The sequence below is a fragment of the Microcoleus vaginatus PCC 9802 genome, assembly GCA_022701275.1.
GTDB classification, from domain to species: Bacteria; Cyanobacteriota; Cyanobacteriia; order Cyanobacteriales; family Microcoleaceae; genus Microcoleus; species Microcoleus vaginatus_A.
In genome coordinates this window covers 2,454,068-2,476,814 of sequence record CP031740.1, presented here as the reverse complement: position 1 = coordinate 2,476,814, position 22,747 = coordinate 2,454,068, and the positions used below count along the sequence as shown (strand labels likewise).

General features: G+C 46.2%; 17 protein-coding genes, 1 tRNA gene and 2 pseudogenes. 12 read left to right on the top strand and 8 right to left on the bottom strand.

The genetic code is table 11. The features are described from left to right. Window positions 1-68: 68 nt before the first annotated feature. Entirely contained in the window at window positions 69-515 is a 447-nt protein-coding gene (locus D0A34_10165; GenBank protein ID UNU19183.1) for a hypothetical protein, read from the top strand. 228 nt (window positions 516-743) lie between these two features. On the opposite strand, the gene D0A34_10160 is transcribed toward D0A34_10165, so the two are convergent. Both D0A34_10160 and D0A34_10155 read right to left on the bottom strand, forming a co-directional pair. Further along, entirely contained in the window at window positions 744-1,298 is a 555-nt protein-coding gene (locus D0A34_10160) for a cyclic nucleotide-binding protein (GenBank protein UNU19182.1), read from the bottom strand. A gap of 331 nt (window positions 1,299-1,629) precedes the next feature. Continuing rightward, a complete protein-coding gene (locus D0A34_10155) occupies window positions 1,630-2,613 on the bottom strand; it encodes a DUF1517 domain-containing protein (GenBank protein ID UNU19181.1) in 984 nt (327 codons plus the stop codon). Window positions 2,614-3,053: 440 nt separating this feature from the next. Here D0A34_10155 and D0A34_10150 point away from each other — a divergent pair, with 440 nt between their 5' ends. Further along, the gene (locus D0A34_10150; GenBank protein UNU19180.1) at window positions 3,054-4,037 is read left to right on the top strand and encodes a porphobilinogen synthase; all 984 of its coding nucleotides are present in this window, start codon (window positions 3,054-3,056) and stop codon (window positions 4,035-4,037) included. Between the two features lie 483 nt (window positions 4,038-4,520). Then, window positions 4,521-5,009, top strand: a complete 489-nt coding sequence (locus tag D0A34_10145; protein UNU19179.1) for an N-acetyltransferase — start codon at window positions 4,521-4,523, stop codon at window positions 5,007-5,009. A gap of 192 nt (window positions 5,010-5,201) precedes the next feature. On the opposite strand, the gene D0A34_10140 is transcribed toward D0A34_10145, so the two are convergent. The 6 genes from D0A34_10140 to D0A34_10115 all read right to left on the bottom strand — a co-directional run bounded on the left by D0A34_10140 (window position 5,202) and on the right by D0A34_10115 (window position 10,083). After that, window positions 5,202-6,128, bottom strand: a complete 927-nt coding sequence (locus D0A34_10140; protein UNU22237.1) for a sensor histidine kinase — start codon at window positions 6,126-6,128, stop codon at window positions 5,202-5,204. A gap of 34 nt (window positions 6,129-6,162) precedes the next feature. Next, window positions 6,163-6,756, bottom strand: a complete 594-nt coding sequence (locus tag D0A34_10135) for a Sua5/YciO/YrdC/YwlC family protein (protein ID UNU19178.1) — start codon at window positions 6,754-6,756, stop codon at window positions 6,163-6,165. Window positions 6,757-6,802: 46 nt separating this feature from the next. After that, entirely contained in the window at window positions 6,803-7,783 is a 981-nt protein-coding gene (locus D0A34_10130; GenBank protein ID UNU19177.1) for a peptide chain release factor N(5)-glutamine methyltransferase, read from the bottom strand. Between the two features lie 161 nt (window positions 7,784-7,944). Then, the gene (locus tag D0A34_10125; protein ID UNU19176.1) at window positions 7,945-8,811 is read right to left on the bottom strand and encodes a hypothetical protein; all 867 of its coding nucleotides are present in this window, start codon (window positions 8,809-8,811) and stop codon (window positions 7,945-7,947) included. A gap of 152 nt (window positions 8,812-8,963) precedes the next feature. Next, window positions 8,964-9,037 (bottom strand) — tRNA-Pro (locus D0A34_10120). Between the two features lie 494 nt (window positions 9,038-9,531). Beyond that, on the bottom strand, window positions 9,532-10,083 hold the full coding sequence (locus D0A34_10115; protein UNU19175.1) for an N-acetyltransferase: 552 nt from the start codon (window positions 10,081-10,083) through the stop codon (window positions 9,532-9,534). Window positions 10,084-10,599: 516 nt separating this feature from the next. Here D0A34_10115 and D0A34_10110 point away from each other — a divergent pair. The 9 genes and pseudogenes from D0A34_10110 to D0A34_10070 all read left to right on the top strand — a co-directional run bounded on the left by D0A34_10110 (window position 10,600) and on the right by D0A34_10070 (window position 22,746). Beyond that, complete coding sequence (locus D0A34_10110) at window positions 10,600-11,325, top strand: hypothetical protein (GenBank protein ID UNU19174.1); 726 nt, start codon at window positions 10,600-10,602, stop codon at window positions 11,323-11,325. Window positions 11,326-11,875: 550 nt separating this feature from the next. Continuing rightward, a pseudogene (locus D0A34_10105) lies at window positions 11,876-11,998 on the top strand (transposase). Window positions 11,999-12,264: 266 nt separating this feature from the next. After that, complete coding sequence (locus tag D0A34_10100; GenBank protein ID UNU19173.1) at window positions 12,265-13,134, top strand: alpha/beta hydrolase; 870 nt, start codon at window positions 12,265-12,267, stop codon at window positions 13,132-13,134. 388 nt (window positions 13,135-13,522) lie between these two features. Continuing rightward, window positions 13,523-14,659 carry a heat-inducible transcriptional repressor HrcA gene (gene hrcA, locus D0A34_10095; protein ID UNU19172.1) on the top strand — a complete coding sequence of 379 codons (1,137 nt, stop codon included), beginning with the start codon at window positions 13,523-13,525 and terminating at the stop codon, window positions 14,657-14,659. 834 nt (window positions 14,660-15,493) lie between these two features. Continuing rightward, window positions 15,494-17,086, top strand: a complete 1,593-nt coding sequence (locus D0A34_10090; GenBank protein UNU19171.1) for a methionine--tRNA ligase — start codon at window positions 15,494-15,496, stop codon at window positions 17,084-17,086. 105 nt (window positions 17,087-17,191) lie between these two features. Continuing rightward, a complete protein-coding gene (locus D0A34_10085) occupies window positions 17,192-17,797 on the top strand; it encodes an NYN domain-containing protein (protein UNU19170.1) in 606 nt (201 codons plus the stop codon). A 197-nt stretch (window positions 17,798-17,994) separates the two neighbouring features. Beyond that, entirely contained in the window at window positions 17,995-19,194 is a 1,200-nt protein-coding gene (gene lptC, locus D0A34_10080) for an LPS export ABC transporter periplasmic protein LptC (GenBank protein ID UNU19169.1), read from the top strand. 79 nt (window positions 19,195-19,273) lie between these two features. Then, a pseudogene (locus tag D0A34_10075) lies at window positions 19,274-19,474 on the top strand (Uma2 family endonuclease). Window positions 19,475-19,947: 473 nt separating this feature from the next. After that, complete coding sequence (locus D0A34_10070) at window positions 19,948-22,746, top strand: hybrid sensor histidine kinase/response regulator (protein UNU19168.1); 2,799 nt, start codon at window positions 19,948-19,950, stop codon at window positions 22,744-22,746. Window position 22,747: the final 1 nt, after the last annotated feature.

The window sequence follows — 22,747 nt, the reverse complement described above, 5'->3', positions numbered from 1 at the left end:
GCTAGCTTTGGTCTAATATTTAAACATAACGCAAAGACCTTTTTGAAAAAATAACCCAGGAATAAATCATGACTAATCGTCAACCAATACCCCCCAAAGAAGAAGTTAGCAAATCAACACCGGCCGACGAACAAATCGAAGCCAATATGGAAGCCCCCCACTACGACAGGGGAATTACTCCTGCTGAGACAGCAGCGCGGCAAGACCGGGAAGGCGCTAATTTCATGCACACAACCACCGAAGGGAAGCAGAAAAGTGCAAAAACTGATGACCAAACCGATGACGAAAGCATTCACACTACAGATGGTTATACAGTAGACCAAGAAGGTCTGGTTAACAATTACGCGATCGAACCGGAAATGTACATCAACGAACCGGGCGATTTGAGAGCAAAAGAAGAAGCCGAAGCCGCAGAACGCGCTCGAATTCTCGCAGAAATCAAAGATAAAAAAGGCGAGGAAGGAAAACTGACAATGGATGCAGACACCCGCGGCAAAGGGCCGGGAATTCTCTAGATTGTGTGGTTGGTTGGTAGTTGCGTTTCAGCGCGCGAAATTGCAACTGCAAACCAAAGGGGCGGGTTTTTATAGTTCCGGCAGTTATCGAGCGATATTTCCGGTACAAACCCCCCCTGTTTTGTTTTGGACATCTGTTTTGGAGTTGAGAGGTTACATCGTACATCTCTCAATTACCGTATCAATCGGCAAGTTTTCCGACCCAGCTCAAAAAAGCCTTAAAATTCCTCAAGCTTTAACATTTTCCCTCAGCCAATTAAACTTAGCCTCAGCTAGCGCCAAATTTTCCAGGACGTTAGGATTGATATCCTCTCGTTCAAATTCTGGTTGATCTAATTCTATATTGCGACCGTATTCTATATGTCTGATCGTACCGCGCATCCTGTCTGCCAGACACAGTGAAATTCCATAATAAAACCGGGAAGCGAAGCCCATATCGTTTTGAAGTTTGATTATTAACTGTCGCCTAGGAATTGCCAGCAAGTGAGTTTCTTCGATCGCCTTCACCGTTGCCAAAGGAGGGCGAGCGTCAATGAAAGAGACTTCTCCCACCAGTTCTCCGCTGGCTATTTTAGCGAGTTCTCTAGTCCGCTCAGCCTCGATCAAAACGCTCAAACTTCCATCTAAAACAATATATAGCGCATCGATCTGTCTTCCTTCATGGATCAAAACCCCACCCGGAGCGAGAACTTCCTTTTTACCTTTTTGGACGATCCAGTTGATATCGTCATTATTTAACTGGCTCAAAATAAAAAGTGCTTTTTTTCTGCTGCTGTCGGCCATAAGTTTTAGCTCTCGATCGCTTCTTCTTTCATATATAATTTAGATGGCGCGCGGTCGCAACTTCTTCCGAAGCAGTCCTCGCTCAATACAGTTTTTCTTATCCTGCCTAACTTCTTTGCAAAACCCATCTCAGGCCGGCTTTGCCCATAGCAGATGAATCAGGCTGAATCATAATTTCTCAATACTAGCATTTGTTAAACAATCTTCTTTAACTTGAGCGACCTCAAAAAACTCGTGTAAAATTCGCGTCTCAAAAGCAATTGGGTTCACCCGCCCAGCTTTGCTGAGGGATGGGGCGCGGGAGACAATGCTCCGCGCCCAGTCTTGCTCACTAAATCGATCGCAAATCAGGATAGCCCGCCAACATATCGTCAGCAGTCAGAGTGTCCCCGTTGGCTTGAGGAGTCCATAGCACCTCAACCGCCAGCAACTGCTCGCTTGATACTCCCCCAATCTGACGCAAAGCTTGGCGCAAATCTTCAGAGTTTTTCACTGCGGGCAATTGCAATTTACCTTGAGTACCGACAATCACCGTCACCACAATAAATTCCCCGGGATCTGAATTCAAATCAGAAGCAACCAGCGCACCATCTTCCTGCACACCTGGCAGGACATTGCTGTTCCCTGCTTGCCGGAGCTGATTGTTATAATTCGAGAGCGTTTCTTCAGTAAATTTACTGCGTTCTGCCAAAGACAATTGATTAAATTTAGCTTCGGCTGCTTCCAAGCGAGTTTGCACAGATTCAGCGCCCGCGTAAACCCAGTATTCAGGATGCCGCAGCAGCGCCAGAGTAGATTCTTGCACCACTTGAGCGCGACCGGCCGCTGTATCGGTATCCGCTTTGCGCGCTAGGGTGTCGAGTTCGGCTTGCAAACCGCGGGCCTCTGCTAGCAAACCAACTTGCAAGCGGGCAACAGATACGGTGGTAGTGGGGGCGCTGTTGCCGAGTTCGTCAGTTGATCCCCCGGCGCGGCGGAAGCTTTGGACAAGGAAATTAGCGATAGAGATAAAAATCAAAATCGAGAACAGGCCGCCAAACCCGCCCCCAAAGCCAAAAAACGGCAGCAAGAACGGGAAACCGAAGCCACCTCCAAAGCCGCCACCCGGGTAGTAGCCTCCTCCCGACGGCGCGTAAGTGCGACTAGGAGACGAGTAACTGCGCGCCGGAGCTCTAAAAGATCCGCCGCCGATGCGTCCTCCGCTGCGGGCAGCCAGAGCTCCATCAGCGTTACCGAGGGCTAGCGTCAGTACCAGACCGATCGCAAATAGTGATTTCAAAAGCGGTTTCATCTTTGAAATTAGTTGCTTGTACATAAGACCGTTACTATTCGATACATTTATAATTTACAGTCTATCCTCGCTTCTGGGCAGCCTGGTTATAGGTATGAAGCCAGCGAGATATCCGTACCAACCGATCCAACCACAGTTAGGCCTGAGTCTGCAAACGAGAAAAGCTAGAAAGGACTTGCATTCCTTACTACTTAATTCTTGCACCATTCTCAAGAGCCGGCTTTCGGGCCTGTTCCACAAAGACTGAACTTCTTGTGGGGAGTACACGTTGGGATCTTCTAGCCCGCTCATAAAATGGTTATTGAGAATGGTGCAACATCTCAGTTACTACAAACAATCGACATCCTGGCTTTTACAGAACTTTACTTAAGTACAGGGCGATCGGCCAACAATAAGCTCTAGACTTTTAAAGAAACGCCACGAGTCCTCAAAAACAGGGCTTTATCTACCGTAAAAAAAACATTATGTTTCCAACTCACCGCCCCCGCCGCCTCCGCAACCATCCCCAACTCCGCCGGATGGTACGGGAAAATATCTTGACAACGAGCGATTTAATTTACCCCTTATTTGCCGTACCGGGGGAAGCTTTTGCTAAAGAAGTCACATCGATGCCGGGAGTTTACCAGCTATCGGTAGACAAAATAGTAGAAGAAGCAAAAGAAGTCTACGACCTCGGCATTCCCGCGATTATTTTATTCGGCATTCCCGCAGACAAAGACACAGATGCGACAGGTGCTTGGCACGACTGCGGCATCGTCCAACAAGCGACGGAAGCAGTTAAAAAAGCCGTACCCGATTTAATCGTCATCGTCGATACTTGTCTGTGCGAATATACCAGTCACGGTCACTGCGGCTATTTGGAAGTCGGAGATTTAAGCGGCCGCGTCTTGAACGACCCCACACTAGAATTGCTGAAGAAAACCGCAGTTGCTCAAGCTAAAGCTGGTGCAGATATTATCGCGCCTTCGGGAATGATGGACGGTTTTGTCGGAGCAATTCGCGAAGGATTGGACTCCGCTGGATTTGAAGATATTCCCATCATGTCTTACGCGGCAAAATACGCCTCAGCTTATTATGGCCCGTTTCGGGATGCGGCCGATTCTGCTCCGCAATTTGGCGATCGGCGCACCTATCAAATGGATCCCGGAAACGGTCGCGAAGCTCTTAAAGAAATTGCTCTCGACATTGCCGAAGGCGCAGATATGCTCATGGTTAAACCCGCTTTAGCTTATATGGATATCATCTGGCGCGTGAAGGAAGCAACTAACCTGCCAGTTGCTGCTTACAACGTTTCTGGAGAATATGCGATGGTGAAAGCCGCCGCCCTCAACGGTTGGATAGATGAAGAAAGAGTAGTGATGGAAACTTTGACAGGATTCAAGCGTGCTGGTACTGATTTGATTTTGACTTATCACGCCAAAGACGCCGCCCGCTGGCTGAAAAACTGATTCACTTGATTTGAGATTAGAGATTAAAGAATTGACTCCACAGCACAATCTTCGGGTGTTCCCGTGGAGTCAAAACCTCTCTCGATCGATAGATGATTTTTGAGCCATTACGGCATATATTAAGCTCTCACTTACGCATTAAGACTTTCAGAAACCGGGTTTTTTGTCAGTGCAGTGGGCTGTAACTACAAAAAAATTGGTTTCTCTGTAAGCGAACTCTAAACCCATACCAAATCAGTCATTCCCATCTAAAATTTCAAATGCTAGAAATTATAAGTTGGGAATTTTGAGTCAAAGACTTTTTTACAAAATTTACCCCAAAAAGTATTAATAATCACCGAAATTAGTTAGAAAATATGTATGAATAAAAATAGTTTTGTAAATCGGGAATTAAATCATTGATTGTTCCCAAGCAAAATCAACTATACCCGCTAAGACAGTAAAAGTAACACAGTTTAGATACAACTTGAAGGAAGATTGAGCATGACATCAACGACTAGGGATTCCAGTCACATTCAATTTTGTATAGGTCGCGATCGCGCAGACATCGCACAGATCCAAGAACTATTTAAAGCCGCCGCCTTTTGGGCGAGGGAACGCAAGAGAGAAGATTGGGAAATTGCGATCGCCAACAGCGAACCAGTTGTTACAGTTTGGGACGGCTCACGGGCGATCGGCTTTGCCAGAGCCACCTCAGACGGGATCTATCGAGCTACCATCTGGGATGTCGCCATCCACCCAGATTACCAAGGTGCAGGACTCGGCCGTAAATTAGTGCAAACCGTCTTGAGTCACCCTCGAATGTGCCGAGTAGAGCGAGTTTACCTGATGACAACTTACAAACAAAGCTTCTACGAGCGCATCGGTTTTCAGCAAAACGCTAGCACCACCATGGTACTTGAAAATCAGCTTCTAGAAGAGAATCTGGAATTAGAAATTAGCAACGGCGAATTGCTAACTGCTAATTGTTAAATAATCACCCGATTGGCACCAAAATCTATAATATGTAGGGTGCGTAAGGGCGCACCTTACTCCCTATAAATAATTTCCTTCTTTCATCTTCCCTCGAACCTCTTCCCCACCTCCGTTAAATCTGTTAAACCCTTTGCCCTTTTCCCGACCTCCGTTACATCCCGTAGATTGCTCGTGGCCGAACTTCCTTGATCACAAAGTTGCCAAAGGAATAGAACACTGAGTCCGGTTAAAATTGCACTCTTCGGACTCAGAAGGCACAGCCAGAACCTCCAACTTTCCGCTCATCAAACTTAAAAGAGTCTGATTCATCAATAACCTCATTCCAGAAGACACCTGAGAATTATCGCTGCTCTTGGTAACATCACACTTCAAATCGTGCTTCAGCAAATCCCAAGACTCGCTCCAAGCACTCACTGAACGCTGATCGTCCACCCAAATGTGAACGTATCCAGATTCCGGCGAAGCATGGGCACACACAGAAATACTCCCCTCCTCCATCTGAGCAACCGCAGTATCTACCAAATTGACTAAAACTTGCCTAAACCTCGGCAAATCTGCCAATACATAAATCCCGGGATCGGGCGGCAATATCTCCAAACGAATGCCGCGATTAGCAGCTTGCAAGTAAGTTAAATCATCAACCTCGTCAAAAACCTTAGCTAACTGAATCGGCTCAATATCCATCCTTTCAGTGCCGTGTTCAGTTTTAGCAACAGAGATAATTTCATCTATTAATTTCACCAGCTTGAGTGCCGCGACGTGAGCTTGCTCGACAAACTCTCGTTCCTCAGCAGGATCGTCGCACAAATCCGAGAGAATTAATTGCAGGGTACCAATCATAGTGCTCAGGGGCGATCGCAACTCGTGAGAAGTTCGAGCCAAAAAACCCGCCTTAAATTGGCTCATCTCCGATGCCATCTGATAAGCCAATTGAGTTTGCTTAAGTTTGTCGGAAAGGGCATCAAACTTCTCTAAGTGAATTTCTTGAAGAGGAGGTGGCACTTCGGGCGCAGGTTCGGGCTGTTGCGAGCTTTTTTGCCGCAGGCGCCAAATCAAACTGCTTCCCAAACCCAGCCCCAGTCCCATACCTAAATATATAAAGTCGCTCCAGCCGATCGGCGCCATATTGCTTTGCCTTGGAGTTTAGCTTTTAGCATTCTAACTCGATAGCGCCTTGTCGCAATATTTCCCAATCGCTGCCAGTCCATTTAGCCACAGTGGAAGGCAAACTCGAAGCTGTTGTCGCTGTTGCTAATTCAGAAGGCATTAATGTCAAGACTTCGGGAAACACAGCCTCAATTTCTGTCACAGACTCCAGAGGCGGCTGACCGGATAAATTAGCGCTGGTAGTAGCCAAAGGGCCTGTCTGTTCTAGAATTTTGAGCGCAAGGGGAAGGTTAGGCACTCGTACTCCGATTGTAGTGGGGTCGATCGAATTCATCGCCGCCGGGACTTTTGGCGAAGCCGGCAGCACCAAAGTTAACGCCCCCGGCCAATAGGATTCGGCTACTTGCTGCCACAAGTTTAACTCTGCTGCACTTCCCTGCACGTAGGGCCACAAGGCCTGGGCCGATGCGGCCATCAAAATCAGCGGTTTGTCTTGACTGCGACGTTTAGCTGCAAAAATCAACTCCGAGCGATCGGGTCGCGCAGCCAAAGCGGGTACAGTATCTGTAGGAAAACTGACGATATGATTGCCAGAAATTGCCCCTTGAACTAGGGCATCCATCAAAACTTGTGTCATGCCATTTTAGATTTATGATTTGAGAATTGCGGCATATTCTTGAAACCTAAAGACGGTAGGCTAAGGCAAACCGATCGATTCCTGCTAAATCAGAAAATATCTGAACTTCACCGTAACTCCCGTGACTTTGCAGCATATCAGCTACCGCCTCAGCTTGTCCCGCCATCATCTCCACCAACCAAACTCCCCCGGATTCTAAATAATCGGGAGCCGTTTCTACCAAATGCCGGATGCAATCTAACCCGTCCAAGCCGCCGTCTAACGCCAGATGAGGTTCGTGTCGGACAACCTCCGGTTCCAGAGTCAACACCGTGCTGCTGGGAATGTAAGGCGGGTTAGACACCATGCCACTCACTTGACCTTTGAGAAATGCTAGCGGTTCCCACCACAAACCTTGATAAAAATTAATTCGCGCTCCAAAACCCAAATTCTCAGCATTCAGTCGAGCAACTGCCAAAGCTTCCGAACTGCAATCTACTGCATAAACCTTAGCATTTGTCAACGCAGAAGCCAAGCCGATCGCGATCGCCCCGCTGCCCGTCCCCAAATCCACCCAATGCGATTTGCCAAATTCTCCCCCCCGAAGCTCGGATAAGTTTAAATCTTCTCCCCCCCTTAGTAAGGGGGGGTTGGGGGGGGTAGATTTTTGATTGATATTTTCTGCTTCTAAACGGCTTTTAACAGCTTCTACAGCCAAATCGATCAGCAATTCCGTTTCAGGACGCGGAATTAGCACCGCCGGCGTTACTTTCAGCGAAAAATGCCGCCAATGTGCAACTCCCGTTAAATACTGCACCGGCACCCGTTCCTGCAAGCGCCGCTGCCACAATTGAGCAAGTTCAGATAAAGAAAACTTTAATTCAATTTTTGGCAAATCTTTAAACGACTCCAAACGCAGAGCCAACCTATCCAAACCAGCCAGCTCTTGCAGCAGCCAGTCAATTTCTGCTAGGGGAATGTCATAGGTGATCGCCTCTGTTTTAGCTTGATTCACCCACTGCCAAAGCTCTAAACCAGAAACAAACATAAGGCTTTTTAGTAATCGGTAATTGTTAATGGGTAATTAGCAATTGCTAACTGGTAATTAGTAATTAGTAATTAGTAATTGGTAAATAGTAGGCTGAGTCTAGAAACTCAACCTACTATTTCATGAGTGATAACTGATGACTAATGACTGCTGACTAACTATTAGCGAGCCGGTCGAGCAGGAGCCGGAGAGGCAGGAGCCGGCCGAGCAGGAGCCGGAGAGGCAGGAGCCGGTCGAGCTGGAGCCGGAGCAAGCTGTGGATTTTGGCCCGCACCTGCAGGTTGGAGCGATCGCACAAATTCCAGCGACTCCCGCGACGGAATCAAAATCATTTGGGTCAAAAACGGGTCGTTCTCAGTACGCAAAGCTTCCAAAACGCTCTCCAAGTTCACCACCTCAATCTTAATTGTGGCTGTCACGTTGGGCTGCTGCTGCTTAAAACGATCGACCATTCCCTGTAAATCCTCCTTGTTAAAAAACAAGGGAATCACCTCTTGCTGACCCCGCTGAATCGTCAAATAACCATTTTCTGCGCCGCCTCTTGCCAAAAACAGAGGTACACCGTTGAACTCGTTAACTTGTTGACCAGTCTGCTGAAGTACAGTTTTTGCCGACTGCACCTGCTGCGGAGCCGGAACGAAAGCAAATTGCACTTCCTCCGGCTTGCCTTTATTTGCTTGAGTGATCTGATAAATTTCGCCCAGGGATACTGGCATCACGCGCACCGAGGCGGCCAACTGAGGATTTCTGGTTTTCAGTTGATCGACAAAAGCTTGAGCATCTTTCTGGCTGATGAAAATTCCCGCCACGGAAGCATTACCAGTTTGACCCTGGCCCTGCTTGGGAACAGAAGCGATCAGGGGGGCACCCTGAGCGTCTGTAATCGTAAATACTGGCACCGAGCGCAATTTTTCCAAAATTTGCGGCTCCGGCAGTGCCAGTGCAGACATCTTGCCAATGGGGGAGGGGCCCACCAGAGTGCAGCCGACAATTCCCAATATTGCGCCCAAACGAACTAATGATTTCATGTTTTTTCCATCAGGAGCGATCCTGAAACACATTAACGCAAAGACTGGCGACTTAACACGGTCGGCAAAAACTGCCTCAATTTGTTTTCATTTTGACGAAATGTAAACATCAGAGACAGTTCTGATTCAATCTATTATTTAACATTGTGCGATCGGGATGACAGGATTTGAACCTGCGACATCCTGCTCCCAAAGCAGGCGCGCTACCAAACTGCGCTACATCCCGGTGGTATAGTTAGCTAACCTCTAACCATTAACACACAAAACCGCTTGCTTGTCAAGCTTTATTAAATATTTAGCTCTCGATGTAGCTAAGGCGAAGTTTTTTTTCAGGTTGTGCGGTTTGACCCCACCCAAAAACCGATACCAGCCCCTGACTGCTATCGTGAGCTGCTCACAATTTTAGACCCTAGTTCAAGCTCCCAGATTCATCTGTGGAATAAATCTCCAATCTCAAATAGTTCCTTCGACTGAGGGCAACTCGACTGACGGGCACTTGACCCCTCGACTGAGCGCCGATGGTCTGAGCGATCGCGGAAGTCTCACGCCACAGTCTCAAATCTCCAATTGACTGACAATACTTGCACAACTTCATAACGGCGCTGGTGCCGAGATACATCAAAGCCTAACTGACCACAGCGCACAGGTGCATTCGGTGTTGGCAGCGTCAATATTGTATTGTATATCCTCAACAAATCAACGCCGACCTGCACCTCTGGGCTAATCTGGATACCAAAACATACCTTTAATCCCCTCTGGATCGGACATAAAGCCCAAATTGCGGTAAAAATCCACCACCTGAGGGTCAGCAAATAAGGTAATGTTGCTGATATCTTCACTGCGGAGTTTTTTAATGATGTATTTCATCAGCGCCTTGCCCATGCCTTTGCCCTGGTAGTCGGGATGAACTACCACATCCCAAAGCGTGGCATTAAAAGCATGGTCTGAAGTCGCTCTGGCGAAACCCACCAGCCGTCGCTGGCTGCCCCGCATCTCCCACATAGAGACGACTAGGAAGCTGTGCTGAATAGCTTTTTTGACTTTACGCAGGGGACGGCGGGACCAACCCACTGCATTACAAAGTTCTTCGAGTTCGTAGAGGTCAATGTCCCGATCGCAACTGAAAAAGATGCGAGCGTTGCCGCTGGCGGGTTTGCGAAACGTTGGGGAAAGCGGATCGCCTAACCCAACAGCCACATCTTCCTCAAATTCCGCTGTTTGGGGTACAGAGGCAGACTCAGAACTACTAAATAAGTTTTTCCAAAAACCCATGCAGGCGCGGTTAAGGTAGTAGAAGTTGGACGACGAGAAAGAGAATCCCAAAGATCAACCCACTCCGATTGGCGTAGGATGAATTGCGGGTAGCCTCTTGATGAACAGTTTACGGTACACTCATCTTACGCCGAAAACAGGGATTTGTCGTCCAACATTGGGTCGGCCCTTTTTTGATTCTTGATTCTTGTCAAGTTTGGTAGAACTGTTCTGCTAGCCAGTGTCCGTACAACTCGCTTTTAAGGTAAAATTTATTGCCGAACCAGGACAGAGGCATTTTGGGAATTGCTTCTTTTGAGTGCCGCCGATCGCGCCGGAACTTATACCCTTGGTGGGAAATACCACTGGAATGCCGCAACGGTGACATTCTTGTGATCAGTTCCCAGACAGATTTGACTTTTGCTTTTAGTGAGGAGACGGGGACAATTTAAGTCGAATCGTCAAATCGAAAATCCCATTGCCATAAGGCATGGGAGAGTCAATACCTAGTATATCTCCCGCACCTTCTCCTCAATTATGGCTTCGGGTTTAAAACCATCTACACTAGAACTTCTCAAGCGCTTTAACCGAGCGTTTCCGCAGTTTTATGAGCAATTTGTCAGCAGCGAAATCCAGTTGCAAAACCTCAAATTAGCTTACCAGCTTTACAAAACTCGGCAAGCAGTCATCGAAATCAGAGCCGAAGGTAACAAAAGTGCCCTGCATTTTGCTTACCGGAACCAGTCTTTTCTATTGAGCGATATTTTTGGAGTGCTCGCGGCCTACGGACTGACGATTCACAGTCTGAGTCTGTACGGTCAAATTTACCCGCCCATGCTGGTATTTATCAAATTGGTCGTATCTCGCGGTGGCAAGGTACTGGCAGATAAAACAGCAGAAAACGTCTGTAGAGCCGTTCGAGAGGCATTGGCGGGGCATTTTGAGGTTGAAGAGATGTTGGCGGTGGAATTTAATTTAGACGCGGGTTTGGAAGATGTGGCAACTGAATTCTACGTCGATCCGGTTTTCCACTTGCCAGCTTTGCTGATTGAAGCAGATAATCAACCTGGACTTTTTTACAAAGTTATGTATGCCATCTGGCAAGAGGATTTGTTGGTCGTAAATGCTAATTTGCTGGTTTGGCGGGGGCGAACTCGCCTAATTCTCTACTTGTTGGGGCCCAATGAAAGTTTAATTCCCGAATATCTGGGTCAAAAAATCGCTGAGGGGGTGCGACAAAGATTGCTAGGCGAGCGATTTTAGGGCAAGCTGCCGATGCTCCCTAAATAACTAGATTTCTATAAGTAGACATTAGTTTGCTGAAGTTGTCCAGTGAGATAGGATAAAAAGCTCGGCAACATTGTTCGTACAAACGAGTGTAGATAGCGGTTCTCATAAACATGAGACACGCCGAAACGATGTTGTCAAGCTTTTTAAGTTTGATGGCGTACTTTAACTTGAAGCGCAAACAGCGCGTGGTGAGTCGTAAAGCCCTATGTTATAACCGTATAAATGCAGTAAATAAGCTCGCGCAACTACACGCAAAAGTCGCAAATATCCGCACAAATGCGCTCCATAAAATTACGTATTACTAGCCCCAAATCATGGCAAAGTAACAAGATACAAGTAAGTGTTAATTTTTGGAAAAATTGTTAAAATTTCAATATTTTGGTGCGGCTTTAATAGTTGAATATGGGAGTTACTAATTTAATTGGTAACTAGCATACAAAAATATTTGTTGGTCTAAATTGACACTGATATCCCGATGGGTTACGACTTTAAAATCGGCTAAAATTTGGAAAATTATTGCCGCAAAATGCTCTTAAAAAATCGCGCTGATGTATGTCCCCCTTGCGATCGTACAGCAGACAGAAATTTGAATACTGCAAAAACCATAGAACGCTGGTTTGAAGGAATATTTATTCCAGGGCGATCGCATAAAAGGGCAAGCTAGGCCAAGATTGCCAGTGAAGTGGACAAAAATCTTGTAGCGTCAACTTAAGACCGCGCGTTGCAGCAGGAAGTAAGCGGTAAATCGATAAAGTTGAGTCTTTTTGACTTACTTATAGCGCTTCTTGGCTAGATGAGGTAAACAATTCCACTGAAAAAGCTTGAGAACACAGGGTTTCGGCTTACTCCAGCTTTCTGAGAAAGGCTATACATAGGTTTACATAGGTCTTATGGAACGGGTAGGATAAAAGTATGGCAACAATCGACATCCTAGGGGTTCGGCACACTTACGATTTGACGGCTCCGACTGCAACTTCCCCGGTTCTGGTATTTGTCCACGGCTGGCTGTTAAGCCGCCACTACTGGCAACCTTTGACCGATCGCTTGGCATCAAACTATCAGTGCCTTACCTATGATTTGCGGGGGTTTGGCGAGTCTCAATCGGACGCAGGCGACGATCGCCCATGTTCCGAACCGCTAAATTCCTGCTACACTCCCGCAGCTTACGCTCGCGATTTGGAACTTTTACTCGAAAAACTCGATATATCTTCTGCTTGGCTCGTGGGACACTCTCTGGGCGGTACGATCGCTCTATGGGGAGCCAGCAAATTGTCGGATCGCGTTAAAGGCGTGGTCTGCATCAATGCAGGAGGGGGCATCTATCTTAAGGAAGAATTCGAGCGGTTTCGAGCGGTCGGCAAGCAGCTAGTGACAATGCGTCCCGGCTGGCTGCCTCACTTGCCGTTAGCAGATTACCTGTTTGCCCGCGATTCTGTAGCCCGCTCGATCGGCCGTTCCTGGGGACGGCAGCGCTTAATAGATTTCGTGGGAGCTCATCCAGAGGCAGCTTTGGGGGCTTTGTTGGACTCGACCACAGAAGCGGAGATTCACCTATTACCACAAATTGTCTCCAAACTCAAGCAGCCTGTTTATTTTATTGCCGGTACTAAAGATAAAATTATGGAACCAAAATACGTGCTGCATTTGGCTAGCTTTCACTGGATGTTCCAAGGTTGTGGCGAGAATGTCCTTCAGCTTCCCGATTGTGGCCATTTGGCAATGGTGGAACAGCCGGATGCAGTGGCTAGTTATCTGCAAAATATTCTGCAAGAACACACTTAAAGGGAATTGGGCAAAACAAAGCCGAGGAATCGGGCATCGGGCCGAGATCCGGTTCGGGGAAACGAAGCTCGCAAATAGAAAGTTATAGCAGAAGGAAGAAGCAAGAAGGCTTTAGTTGTTCTCTAGGAGAGAGGGAAGTAATTGGCCGGATGGGGAAAGTGCAATTAAGAACGTCCTAAACGTCCGGGCGGTTGCTATACAAGTTAAAAGTTAAAACATTCTTCCCTGTTCGTTGTTCATTCTTACCTCTTGCTTCTTCCTTGTTCCTTCTGCCTTCGCCTAAATCTGTTATCTTAAATAGATAAGTCTGCCCGCTCGCCCTCTTCGGACAGACGTTTCGATTAAATAGTGGCTTTCAACTCTAAATTCTAATTCTGCTTAAATATCTGTGCGCGTTAACCTCACCGATCGGCAACAACACATCCTTTGGGCAACGGTTCGCCACTACATAGCTACAGCGGAACCCGTTGGCTCAAAAGCTTTGGCTGACGAATTCAACCTCAGCGTCAGCCCAGCTACAATTCGCAATGCGATGGGGACTCTTGAAAAAGCTGGACTGCTTTATCAGCCCCACACTTCGGCAGGACGAGTCCCCTCTGACTCGGGCTACCGAATTTATGTAGACCAGTTGATTCAGCCGTCTGATACGCTGGCCCGCAAGGTGGAACAGGTACTAGACCAGCTCAATTGGTCGGACGGCCGCATGGACGCGGCACTCCGCGGCGCGGCTCAAATCCTGGCAACTATCAGCGGTTACATAGCCATGATCACCATACCGCAAACCAATATGGCTTGCTTGCGCCACTTGCAACTGGTGCAGCTAGAGCCGGGAAAGGTGATGCTGATCGTGGTGACGGATGCCTACGAAACTCAGTCGGTTTTGGTGCAGTTGCCGAGGGACGCAGAAGGTAACACGCCTGATGTCGAAATCGTCGATCGCCAATTGCAGATTTTGTCGAATTTTTTGAACAGCAAGTTGCGGGGACGATCGCTCTCGGAACTCTCGACTGTAGACTGGAGCGAGTTAGACCGGGACTTTGAGCTGTACGCTGAGTGGATGGGAACCATGCTGACTGCTTTGAGCAGCCGCCAAAGCAATCCAACCTACACGCGGATTCTGATCGGCGGTTTAGCAGAAGCGCTGCGCTTGCCTGAGTTTTCGCAGTTGCAGCAAGTTCAAACCCTGGTGCAACTGCTCGAACAAGAGCAAGAACTGCTTTGGCCTTTGATTTTTGAATCGCCTGAGTTGGACATCCCCGGGAAGCGAGTAACGGTGCGTATTGGTTCGGAAAATTCTTTAGAACCAATTCGTGGCTGTACTCTGATTTCTTCGACTTACCGCCGGGGATCAGTGCCGGTGGGTAGTGTTGGGGTTTTGGGGCCGACGCGGATGGTTTATGAAAATGCGATCGCGGTTGTGGAAGCTGCTGCGGATTATTTGTCAGAAGCTATTGGCGGAAATCGAGTGAGTTTTCCTGATGGCGATCGAGGGCGATCGGATCATCCCTTGTTAGATGCACCCTAATTTGATAGCCCCAAGCTTAACTGGCTTGGGGTTTTATTGTCTGTGGACGTACTCGCAACCTTTATCAACCGGGTTTTGTGACAAAAAAGCTAGGCTTTTATCCCACATTCCGCACCCAGGGGTAGTACACAGTATAATTACGGAGAAAACTATATCTTTAAAGTAACAAATTATGCCTTTAAAGAGTTATTTATCCGTTAATCTACGGTATAATAGTAGAATTTATAGTTTTATTTCTGGATCAAAATAAGTAAAAACCGATAGTGACAGAGGGTGGGAAATGTGGGTTTTATACTCTTTTTGGGGTAAGAAACTAAAGCTTCGCGCTTGACCAGAGAGTTTCCTAAACAACACGGTTTCTGCGTCCATGAGCGGAGCGGAAAGTGGCAGGAGTTACGGGGGAGCGACTTTCCAGCGATTGGGAGAAAAAGATTGCGATGGCGAGCGATCGCGCATTTACAGAAAGTGGTCGCGGAGTGTTAGTCGAATGGCGGGTTTAGCAGCCTAACCGATGAGTTTTGTTGCAAACCGGGTAGGGCGATCGCCCGCTCTAGGGATAGCTGCTGCGACCAATAAATTGAGGAGGTGCTAACCTCGCGATCGTCGCTTCCCAAGGCAGCAGAATGTCAAAATATTAAGACATTTTAGAGAGTTCGTCAAAAAGAACTAAAAAAGATTAGTGTTGATATGAAAGCAATATTTCTTTTGGGAATAGCCCGGGTTAGACAATTGCAAATAACTTGCAGTAAATTTGGCTTGATTGCCACTTCATAAAAAATTTAACCGCTGAGTTAAGATCGAAACGAAATTTAGGGAATTTTCTTTTAGCATTCAATGAAATCGACTGATAAAACTAAAAATACCTTTGCGATAACAACGCCTCTGTATTATGTAAACGATTTACCTCACGTTGGCAGTGCTTACACGACTATGGCTGCAGATGCCCTAGCCCGATTTGAGCGGCTGCGGGGCAAATCTGTTTTGCTGGTTACGGGGACGGACGAACACGGGCAGAAAATTCAGCGGACAGCCGAGAGTTTGGGACGATCGCCCCAAGCTCACTGCGATTCAGTGGTTCCGGCGTTTGAGGCGCTGTGGGAGCAACTCGACATCCAGTACGATCGCTTCATCCGCACAACTTCGCGGCGCCACGAGTACATTGTCAAAGAATTTTTCCAGCGCGTCTGGAACTCCGGCGACATCTACTTGAACCAGCAACAAGGCTGGTACTGCGTCTCCTGTGAAGAATTTAAGGATGAACGGGAATTGTTGCCGGGAAATCGGTGCTCCGTCCACACCAGCAAGGAAGTTGAGTGGCGCGACGAGGAAAATTACTTTTTCCGCCTGTCGCGGTATCAAGACCAACTGCTGGCATTGTACGCAGAACGTCCCGACTTCATCGCCCCGGAAAGCCGACGCAACGAAGTGCTTAGTTTCGTCAACTCTGGACTGCAAGACTTTTCGATTTCTAGAGTGAATCTCGAATGGGGTCTGCCAATGCCAGTTGACCCCAGTCACAGCATCTACGTCTGGTTTGACGCTTTGCTGGGATACGTCACCGCATTGCTAGATCCGGACAGCGACCCGATGTTGGAGAATGCTTTATCTAAATGGTGGCCGGTTGACTTGCACTTGATTGGCAAAGATATTCTTCGCTTCCACGCAGTTTACTGGCCGGCAATGCTGATGTCAGCGAATCTGCCGGTGCCGGGTCGTGTCTTCGCACACGGGTTTTTGACCAAAGACGGCAAAAAAATGGGGAAAACGGAGGGTAATACTTTAAACCCTGTCGAATTGGTCAACAAATACGGCGCTGATGCAGTACGTTACTATTTCCTCAAAGAAATTGAGTTCGGAGAGGACGGCGATTTTAACGAAACTCGGTTTATCAATATATTGAATGCTGAGCTAGCAAACGATTTGGGAAATTTGCTTAACCGCACTTTAAACATGGCTCGAAAATATTGCGGTGGCAGCGTACCAAATGTGTTGGGAGAAAACATTGACGGAGACAACCTTCTCAAGGCTATGAGCCTGGATTTGGGCACTCAAGTAGCGGGTTTTTACGAAGAGTTGGCTTTTAGCAAGGCTTCCGAAGCCGTGCTTGCATTAGTTCGAGCCGGTAACAAGTTTATTGACGTGCAAGCACCTTGGAGTTTGTACAAGCAGGGACAGATCGAAAGTGTCGAACAAGTGCTATATTCTGTTCTGGAATCTGTTAGACTAGCATCTTACCTTTTATCGCCGATTATTCCCAATATCAGCAACGCTATCTATCAACAGCTAGGTTTTTCAATTGACTTTAACGATCGAGTTACAGTTAACAGTTTAGCGAATTTTGCAGCTCATGCTGCCTGGGGCGCTTTGCCGGCAAACCAAACTCTGGGGGAACCCCAACCTGTTTTTAAGCGGCTCGAACTGCTGTAAACAGTACCTTCATATTTGGCAGCCAGCGCTCTGGGTGTTATGACAGACTACGAATTAGCAGTTATTTCCTTACCAATCTTTCATAAAAATTGAGGCATAACAATCATGTTGAATAGAATAGAAAGCAACGATCTTTTTACGCCGGAACAGGTTCTAGAAAATCGCGGTCGAGTAGCAATTTTTATTGACGGTTCTAACCTTTTTTACGCGGCTTTGCAGTTAGGAATTGAGATTGATTACACTAAGCTGCTGTGCCGTTTAACTGCGGGTTCGCGGCTGCTGCGCTCTTTTTTCTACACAGGTGTCGATCGCACTAACGAGAAACAGCAGGGGTTTTTGCTGTGGATGCGCCGCAACGGCTACCGGGTGATTTCTAAGGATTTGGTACAGTTGCCAGATGGTTCTAAGAAGGCGAATTTGGATGTAGAAATCGCTGTGGATATGATGGCTCTAGTGGGGTCTTACGACACGGCGGTACTGGTGAGCGGTGACGGCGATTTGGCTTATGCTGTAGATGCTGTGAGCTATCGCGGTGTGCGGGTGGAGGTGGTAAGTTTGCGATCGATGACGAGCGACAGTTTGATTAATGTAGCCGATCGCTATATCGATTTGGAAATGATTAAGGACGACATCCAAAAAACATCGCGCCCTAATTATGCTTACCGCCCTTTGTCGGGTCTGAGCTTGATGGAGGAACACGACGACAGATAGGGATTTGGTAATTGGTAATTGGTAACGGTTAATAGGTGATGGTTGATGGGTTGAATCATTAAGAATTAGAAGTTAAAAATTTAGACAAAGCATGACACATTTTTAATTTTTGATTAAGTGTTTTTCAAGACCCAATTATCAATTACCAATTACCAATTCCCCCTTCCCAATTACCGATTACCAATTCCCCATTCCCAATGATTAATCTCAAATCCCTAATTCCCAATTTCAAATCCCCAAAATTGATGCTGGTATTTTTAGCAGCATTGATTTTGGGGATTGGTGCTTGTGCGGCTCCGCAAGAGCCTCAAAAAAACAAATTAGCTGAGGATCTCAAAACTGCTCAACAGTCAAACAGCACTTTAACTTTGAACAAAGTAACTCTAGAACAAGCAAACGAAAAGGGCGAGACGTTCTGGAAAGTAAACTCGGAAAATGCCGTTTACAGCAAAGACAAAAAGATAGTTAACGTTCAGAAACCAGTAGGCAAATTGTTTCAGGACGGCAAAGAAATTTACGATATTCAGGGAGAAACCGGGCAGGTATTTCAGGAAGGAAATCAGGTTTTTCTCAAAGGTAAGATAGTCGCTACAGACCTAAAAAATGGAGTGGTCTTGCGCGGAAATGAGTTGGAGTGGCGACCGAAGGAAGATGTTTTAGTTGTTCGCAACAATTTGACCGGAGAGAACAAACAGGTCACTGCTTCAGCGAAGGAAGCGCGGGTTTTCAGTAGGGCTAAGAGGATGGAGTTATTCGGCTCTGTGGTGGCGAATGTTAAAGAACCGGTTTTGCAATTGCGAACCGAGCACTTAGTGTGGTTTGTGGATCAACAAAAGGTAAACAGCGACCAACCGACTCAAATTGACAGATACAAAAATAAAATAGTAACAGATAGCGGTTTTGCCGACAAAGTAGATGTAGACTTAAAAACTAAGATAGCGACGCTAACGCAAAACGCTCAGTTGATGCCATCAGACCCGCCGCTACAAATAGAAAGCAGTTTGATGAGTTGGAATTTTCCGGCGCAATATGTGATATCGCCCGGGCCTGTGAAGGTTTTTCACCGCGTGGAAAAGGTGACGATGACTGGGGATACGGGGCGCGGAGATTTAGAGAAAAAAGTTTTTTATTTGACGGGAAATGTGGTAGGGATTGGGGAAAAACGTCAAGCTCAATTAAATACCGATCGCGTAACGTGGTATTTAACTAACCAGACTTTCGACGCCGAAGGAAATGTTGTTTACAAGCAACTAAATCCGGTGTTTAATTTGACTGGGCCGAGGGCGGCGGGAGAGTTGAAAAATCAAACTGTGATTGTCAAAGGCGACGGTGGTGGCGGCCAAGTGGTTACGGAATTTGTACCCGACGAGTACAAGGGAACTTTGGGACAGCAATAATTGCGATCGCAGATGCGGGCAGATGAACACCCATAAACGCAAATCTAATTAAGATTAGATTGAGTAAGCAGGGGTTGGGATAACAACAAATTTACAAACAATTTTAGAAAGGCTTGATGAACCTATCTTAATTGACGGATTAAGTTGGAGAGAGTTTAAGGCTGTTGAACTGCATCTCTCGCCTCCGGGCGTGTGGCTTTCGTTTTGAGATGGGATGTGAGAGATTAGACGTATGCCTGGAAGAAAAAACGAAACTGCCAAACAGCGGATTTCAACGCTATCTCGCTCAGCCCCCTACGTTTGCGGCGATCGCCCCTGCAGCCAAATCTTTTTAAGCTTCGCATCTGATTCAACCTGAACTAATGGCAAACTTGAGTTTAGGGTTGATTTAGGCACTATGCACTCAACAGTATGAGGACTTACCAGATCCCCCCAATGCCTTGACCAAGGGGCTTTCAAGTGGCTCCCGGGAGCGGTTCCCCCTTTTTGAAGCGGTTTCTCCCGGGAGTGGTTCCCGCCTTTTTAAGGGTGGCTCTGGGGGTCAGGATGGCTCTGGGTTTCAGACCGTATAGTGCCTAAGTCCTGAATATAATTGTATGCTTAGATAACTTCATATTGAGGTCTTGACCTACAAGTAAATGGAAGTGTACTTAATATAGAGGGAATCAAGAATTTCCCTAGAGATCGCTTTAAATGACCAAGGGTAAGCGACTGTTGTTATTGATACAATCCAAATACTAAAATAACTCCGCCATGACACTAATCGCAAGTGAGCATGAACTTGCAAAAAGCCCTCAAAAAATCCCGCTGCGCCTCGTCTTAGTCGTACCATTCGTGCTGCAAATCTTTGTCGCTGTGGGACTGACAGGTTGGCTCTCGCTACGCAACGGCAAAACGGCCGTCAACAACGTTACTAGCCAATTACGAACCGAGGTACTCGCCCGCATCAATCAACAACTAAACACTTACTTGGAAACCCCCCATTTGGTCAATGCCATCAGCGTCGATGCCATTCGCCGCTTTGGATTATGGAATCCAGACAATATGAGTTCTATGAGAAGCTACTTCTTCTGGCAGCTCAATCAATTTTCCACTGTTAGTTACATCAGTTTTGGAGGGGAAAAAAAAGAATACGCGGGTGCTGGATATAAGGATGATGGCAGTGTGGTTATTGAAATAACCGATCGATCTACTAATTTTATCAATACGATCGTCCGCGTAGATAGAGAGGGCAACCCGACTCAGTTTAAGGAAACCCACCCAGACTACGATCCCCGCATCCGACCCTGGTATAAAGCCGCAAAAGTTGCAGGCAAACCCCAATGGAATAAAATTTATCAATATTATATTCAACCTAGCCTAGGAATCTCCGCTAGCCAACCTGTTTACGATAAAAATGGCACTTTTCGAGGAGTTGTAAGTACCGATCTGTTTCTCTCAAAAATCGGCGACTTTCTCCAAACTTTAAAAATTGGTAAATCCGGAAAGACTTTCATCATAGAACGCTCTGGCTTTCTAGTGGCTTCTTCCACCCCCGAGAAGCCATTTATAAATAAAAAAAATCGCAAAGAAACGCAAAGATTAAAAGCGATTGAAAGCAGAGTGCCTTTGATACAGGGAACAGCGCAGCATTTAATAGAACGCTTTGGTAACTTCACGGAAATAGATAGCAACTCGCAACTCGAATTCATGCTAAATGGTCAGCGAGAATTCGTGCAAGTATCCCCCTTCCAAGATGGTAGAGGTCTTGATTGGCTGATTGTTGTAGTCGTTCCAGAGGCCGACTTTATGGAGCAAATCAATGCCAATACCCGCAGCACTATCCTACTCTGCGTTTTAGCGTTAGTGCTAGCGACGTTGTTAGGAATCCTCGCCTCCCGCTGGATTACCTATCCTATTTTTCTTTTGAGTAAAGCGAGTAGAGCGATCGCTAGCGGTCAATTAAACCAAAAAGTAGACGTAAATGCGATAAATGAACTGGGAGTTCTCGCTCAATCTTTTAACCAAATGGCACAGCAATTGCGCGAGTCTTTTGCTGCTTTAGAAAAGACCAACTCAGAGCTAGAAAATCGAGTAGAAGAACGAACAAGTGAGCTAAAAGAGGCAAAAATTGCCGCTGATACTGCTAACCATGCCAAGAGCGAATTCCTCGCCAACATGAGCCATGAACTCCGCACCCCCCTGAACGGGATTCTAGGATACGCTCAAATTATGGAACGCGATAAAAGTACAACTCCTAAACAAAAAGATACTATCCAAATTATTCACCAGTGTGGTTCCCACTTACTCACTCTGATTAACGATATTTTAGATATTTCTAAAATTGAAGCAAGTAAAATGGAGCTTTATAGTTCAGTTTTTAATTTTTCTTCTTTTCTGATGGGCGTTGTGGAAATGTGCCGCATCCGAGCCGAACAAAAAGAAATTACATTTAATTATCAAGTATTAAATCAACTTCCTAAGGCAGTCAATGCTGATGAAAAACGACTGCGCCAAGTTTTGATTAACCTTTTGGGCAATGCTATTAAATTTACAGAAAAAGGAGGTGTTATTTTTAAGGTAGGCGTAATAGGTGAGGGGGAAGACTCCAACCACTCACCTATTACTAAAATTCGTTTCCATATCCAAGATACTGGGGTTGGAATGGCACCAGAACAGTTAGAAAAAATATTTTTACCGTTTGAACAAGTAGGAAATAGCCAGCAGAAGGCAGAAGGCACTGGATTAGGATTAGCGATCGCACAGAAAATTGTTCAAATGATGGGAGGCGAAATAAAAGTCGAAAGTATACTCGGTCAAGGCAGCATTTTTTGCTTTGATTTAGAGTTGACTGAATCCTCGGAATTTATTGATAAACCTTCGCTAAATACTTCAATTAATTTAAAGGGTTTTAAAGGAAATAAAAATAAAATTCTGTTAGTAGATGATGGATTAGAAAATCGAGGTTTTATTAGAAAGTTTTTAGAACCACTAGGTTTTAAAATCATGGAAGCTTGTAATGGACAAGAGGGTTTAAATAAAGCCATTGATTTTCAACCCGATCTGATTATCACAGACTTAGTGATGCCAGTAATGGATGGATTTGAAATGTCGCGGTGCTTCCGAAAGTCATCAGAGTTTAAGGATGTAATATTGATAGCATCCAGCGCCAGCGTGTTTGAATTTGATCGGCAAAATAGCCAAGAAGCAGGTTGTAACGAGTTCCTGTCAAAGCCTCTGCAAGTAGAAGAATTGCTAGAAGTGTTAAAAAAATACTTACAAATAGAATGGATTTACGACCAACCTGCGGATTTGGCGAACGCACAGCCGGAAGGTTTCACTGATTTATTAAACGTTCAGAGTGGTGAGCTTGTGATACCACCATCAACAGAGCTGGTAGCGCTGTTTAATGCGGCTCGGATCGGCGATATTGAAGTGGTTGAGCAGGAAGCAGATAGACTAAAGCAGATAGACGGCAACTATCTACCCTTTGCTAATAAAATCTTGCAATTTGCGAAAAATTTTGAAGAAAAAGAACTACTAGCTTTTGTAAAAAAACATTTGGGAAAATAAA

Excerpts from the sequence above, each read along its gene's own strand:
- D0A34_10115 (UNU19175.1), bottom strand. The coding sequence starts at position 10,083 with ATGGGTTTTTGGAAAAACTTATTTAGTAGTTCTGAGTCTGCCTCTGTA.
- D0A34_10160 (UNU19182.1), bottom strand. The coding sequence starts at position 1,298 with ATGGCCGACAGCAGCAGAAAAAAAGCACTTTTTATTTTGAGCCAGTTA.
- D0A34_10090 (UNU19171.1), top strand. The coding sequence starts at position 15,494 with ATGAAATCGACTGATAAAACTAAAAATACCTTTGCGATAACAACGCCT.
- D0A34_10100 (UNU19173.1), top strand. The coding sequence starts at position 12,265 with ATGGCAACAATCGACATCCTAGGGGTTCGGCACACTTACGATTTGACG.
- lptC (UNU19169.1), top strand. The coding sequence starts at position 17,995 with ATGATTAATCTCAAATCCCTAATTCCCAATTTCAAATCCCCAAAATTG.
- D0A34_10130 (UNU19177.1), bottom strand. The coding sequence starts at position 7,783 with ATGTTTGTTTCTGGTTTAGAGCTTTGGCAGTGGGTGAATCAAGCTAAA.
- D0A34_10070 (UNU19168.1), top strand. The coding sequence starts at position 19,948 with ATGACACTAATCGCAAGTGAGCATGAACTTGCAAAAAGCCCTCAAAAA.
- D0A34_10155 (UNU19181.1), bottom strand. The coding sequence starts at position 2,613 with ATGTACAAGCAACTAATTTCAAAGATGAAACCGCTTTTGAAATCACTA.
- D0A34_10135 (UNU19178.1), bottom strand. The coding sequence starts at position 6,756 with ATGACACAAGTTTTGATGGATGCCCTAGTTCAAGGGGCAATTTCTGGC.
- D0A34_10145 (UNU19179.1), top strand. The coding sequence starts at position 4,521 with ATGACATCAACGACTAGGGATTCCAGTCACATTCAATTTTGTATAGGT.
- D0A34_10085 (UNU19170.1), top strand. The coding sequence starts at position 17,192 with ATGTTGAATAGAATAGAAAGCAACGATCTTTTTACGCCGGAACAGGTT.
- D0A34_10125 (UNU19176.1), bottom strand. The coding sequence starts at position 8,811 with ATGAAATCATTAGTTCGTTTGGGCGCAATATTGGGAATTGTCGGCTGC.
- D0A34_10110 (UNU19174.1), top strand. The coding sequence starts at position 10,600 with ATGGCTTCGGGTTTAAAACCATCTACACTAGAACTTCTCAAGCGCTTT.
- D0A34_10165 (UNU19183.1), top strand. The coding sequence starts at position 69 with ATGACTAATCGTCAACCAATACCCCCCAAAGAAGAAGTTAGCAAATCA.
- D0A34_10150 (UNU19180.1), top strand. The coding sequence starts at position 3,054 with ATGTTTCCAACTCACCGCCCCCGCCGCCTCCGCAACCATCCCCAACTC.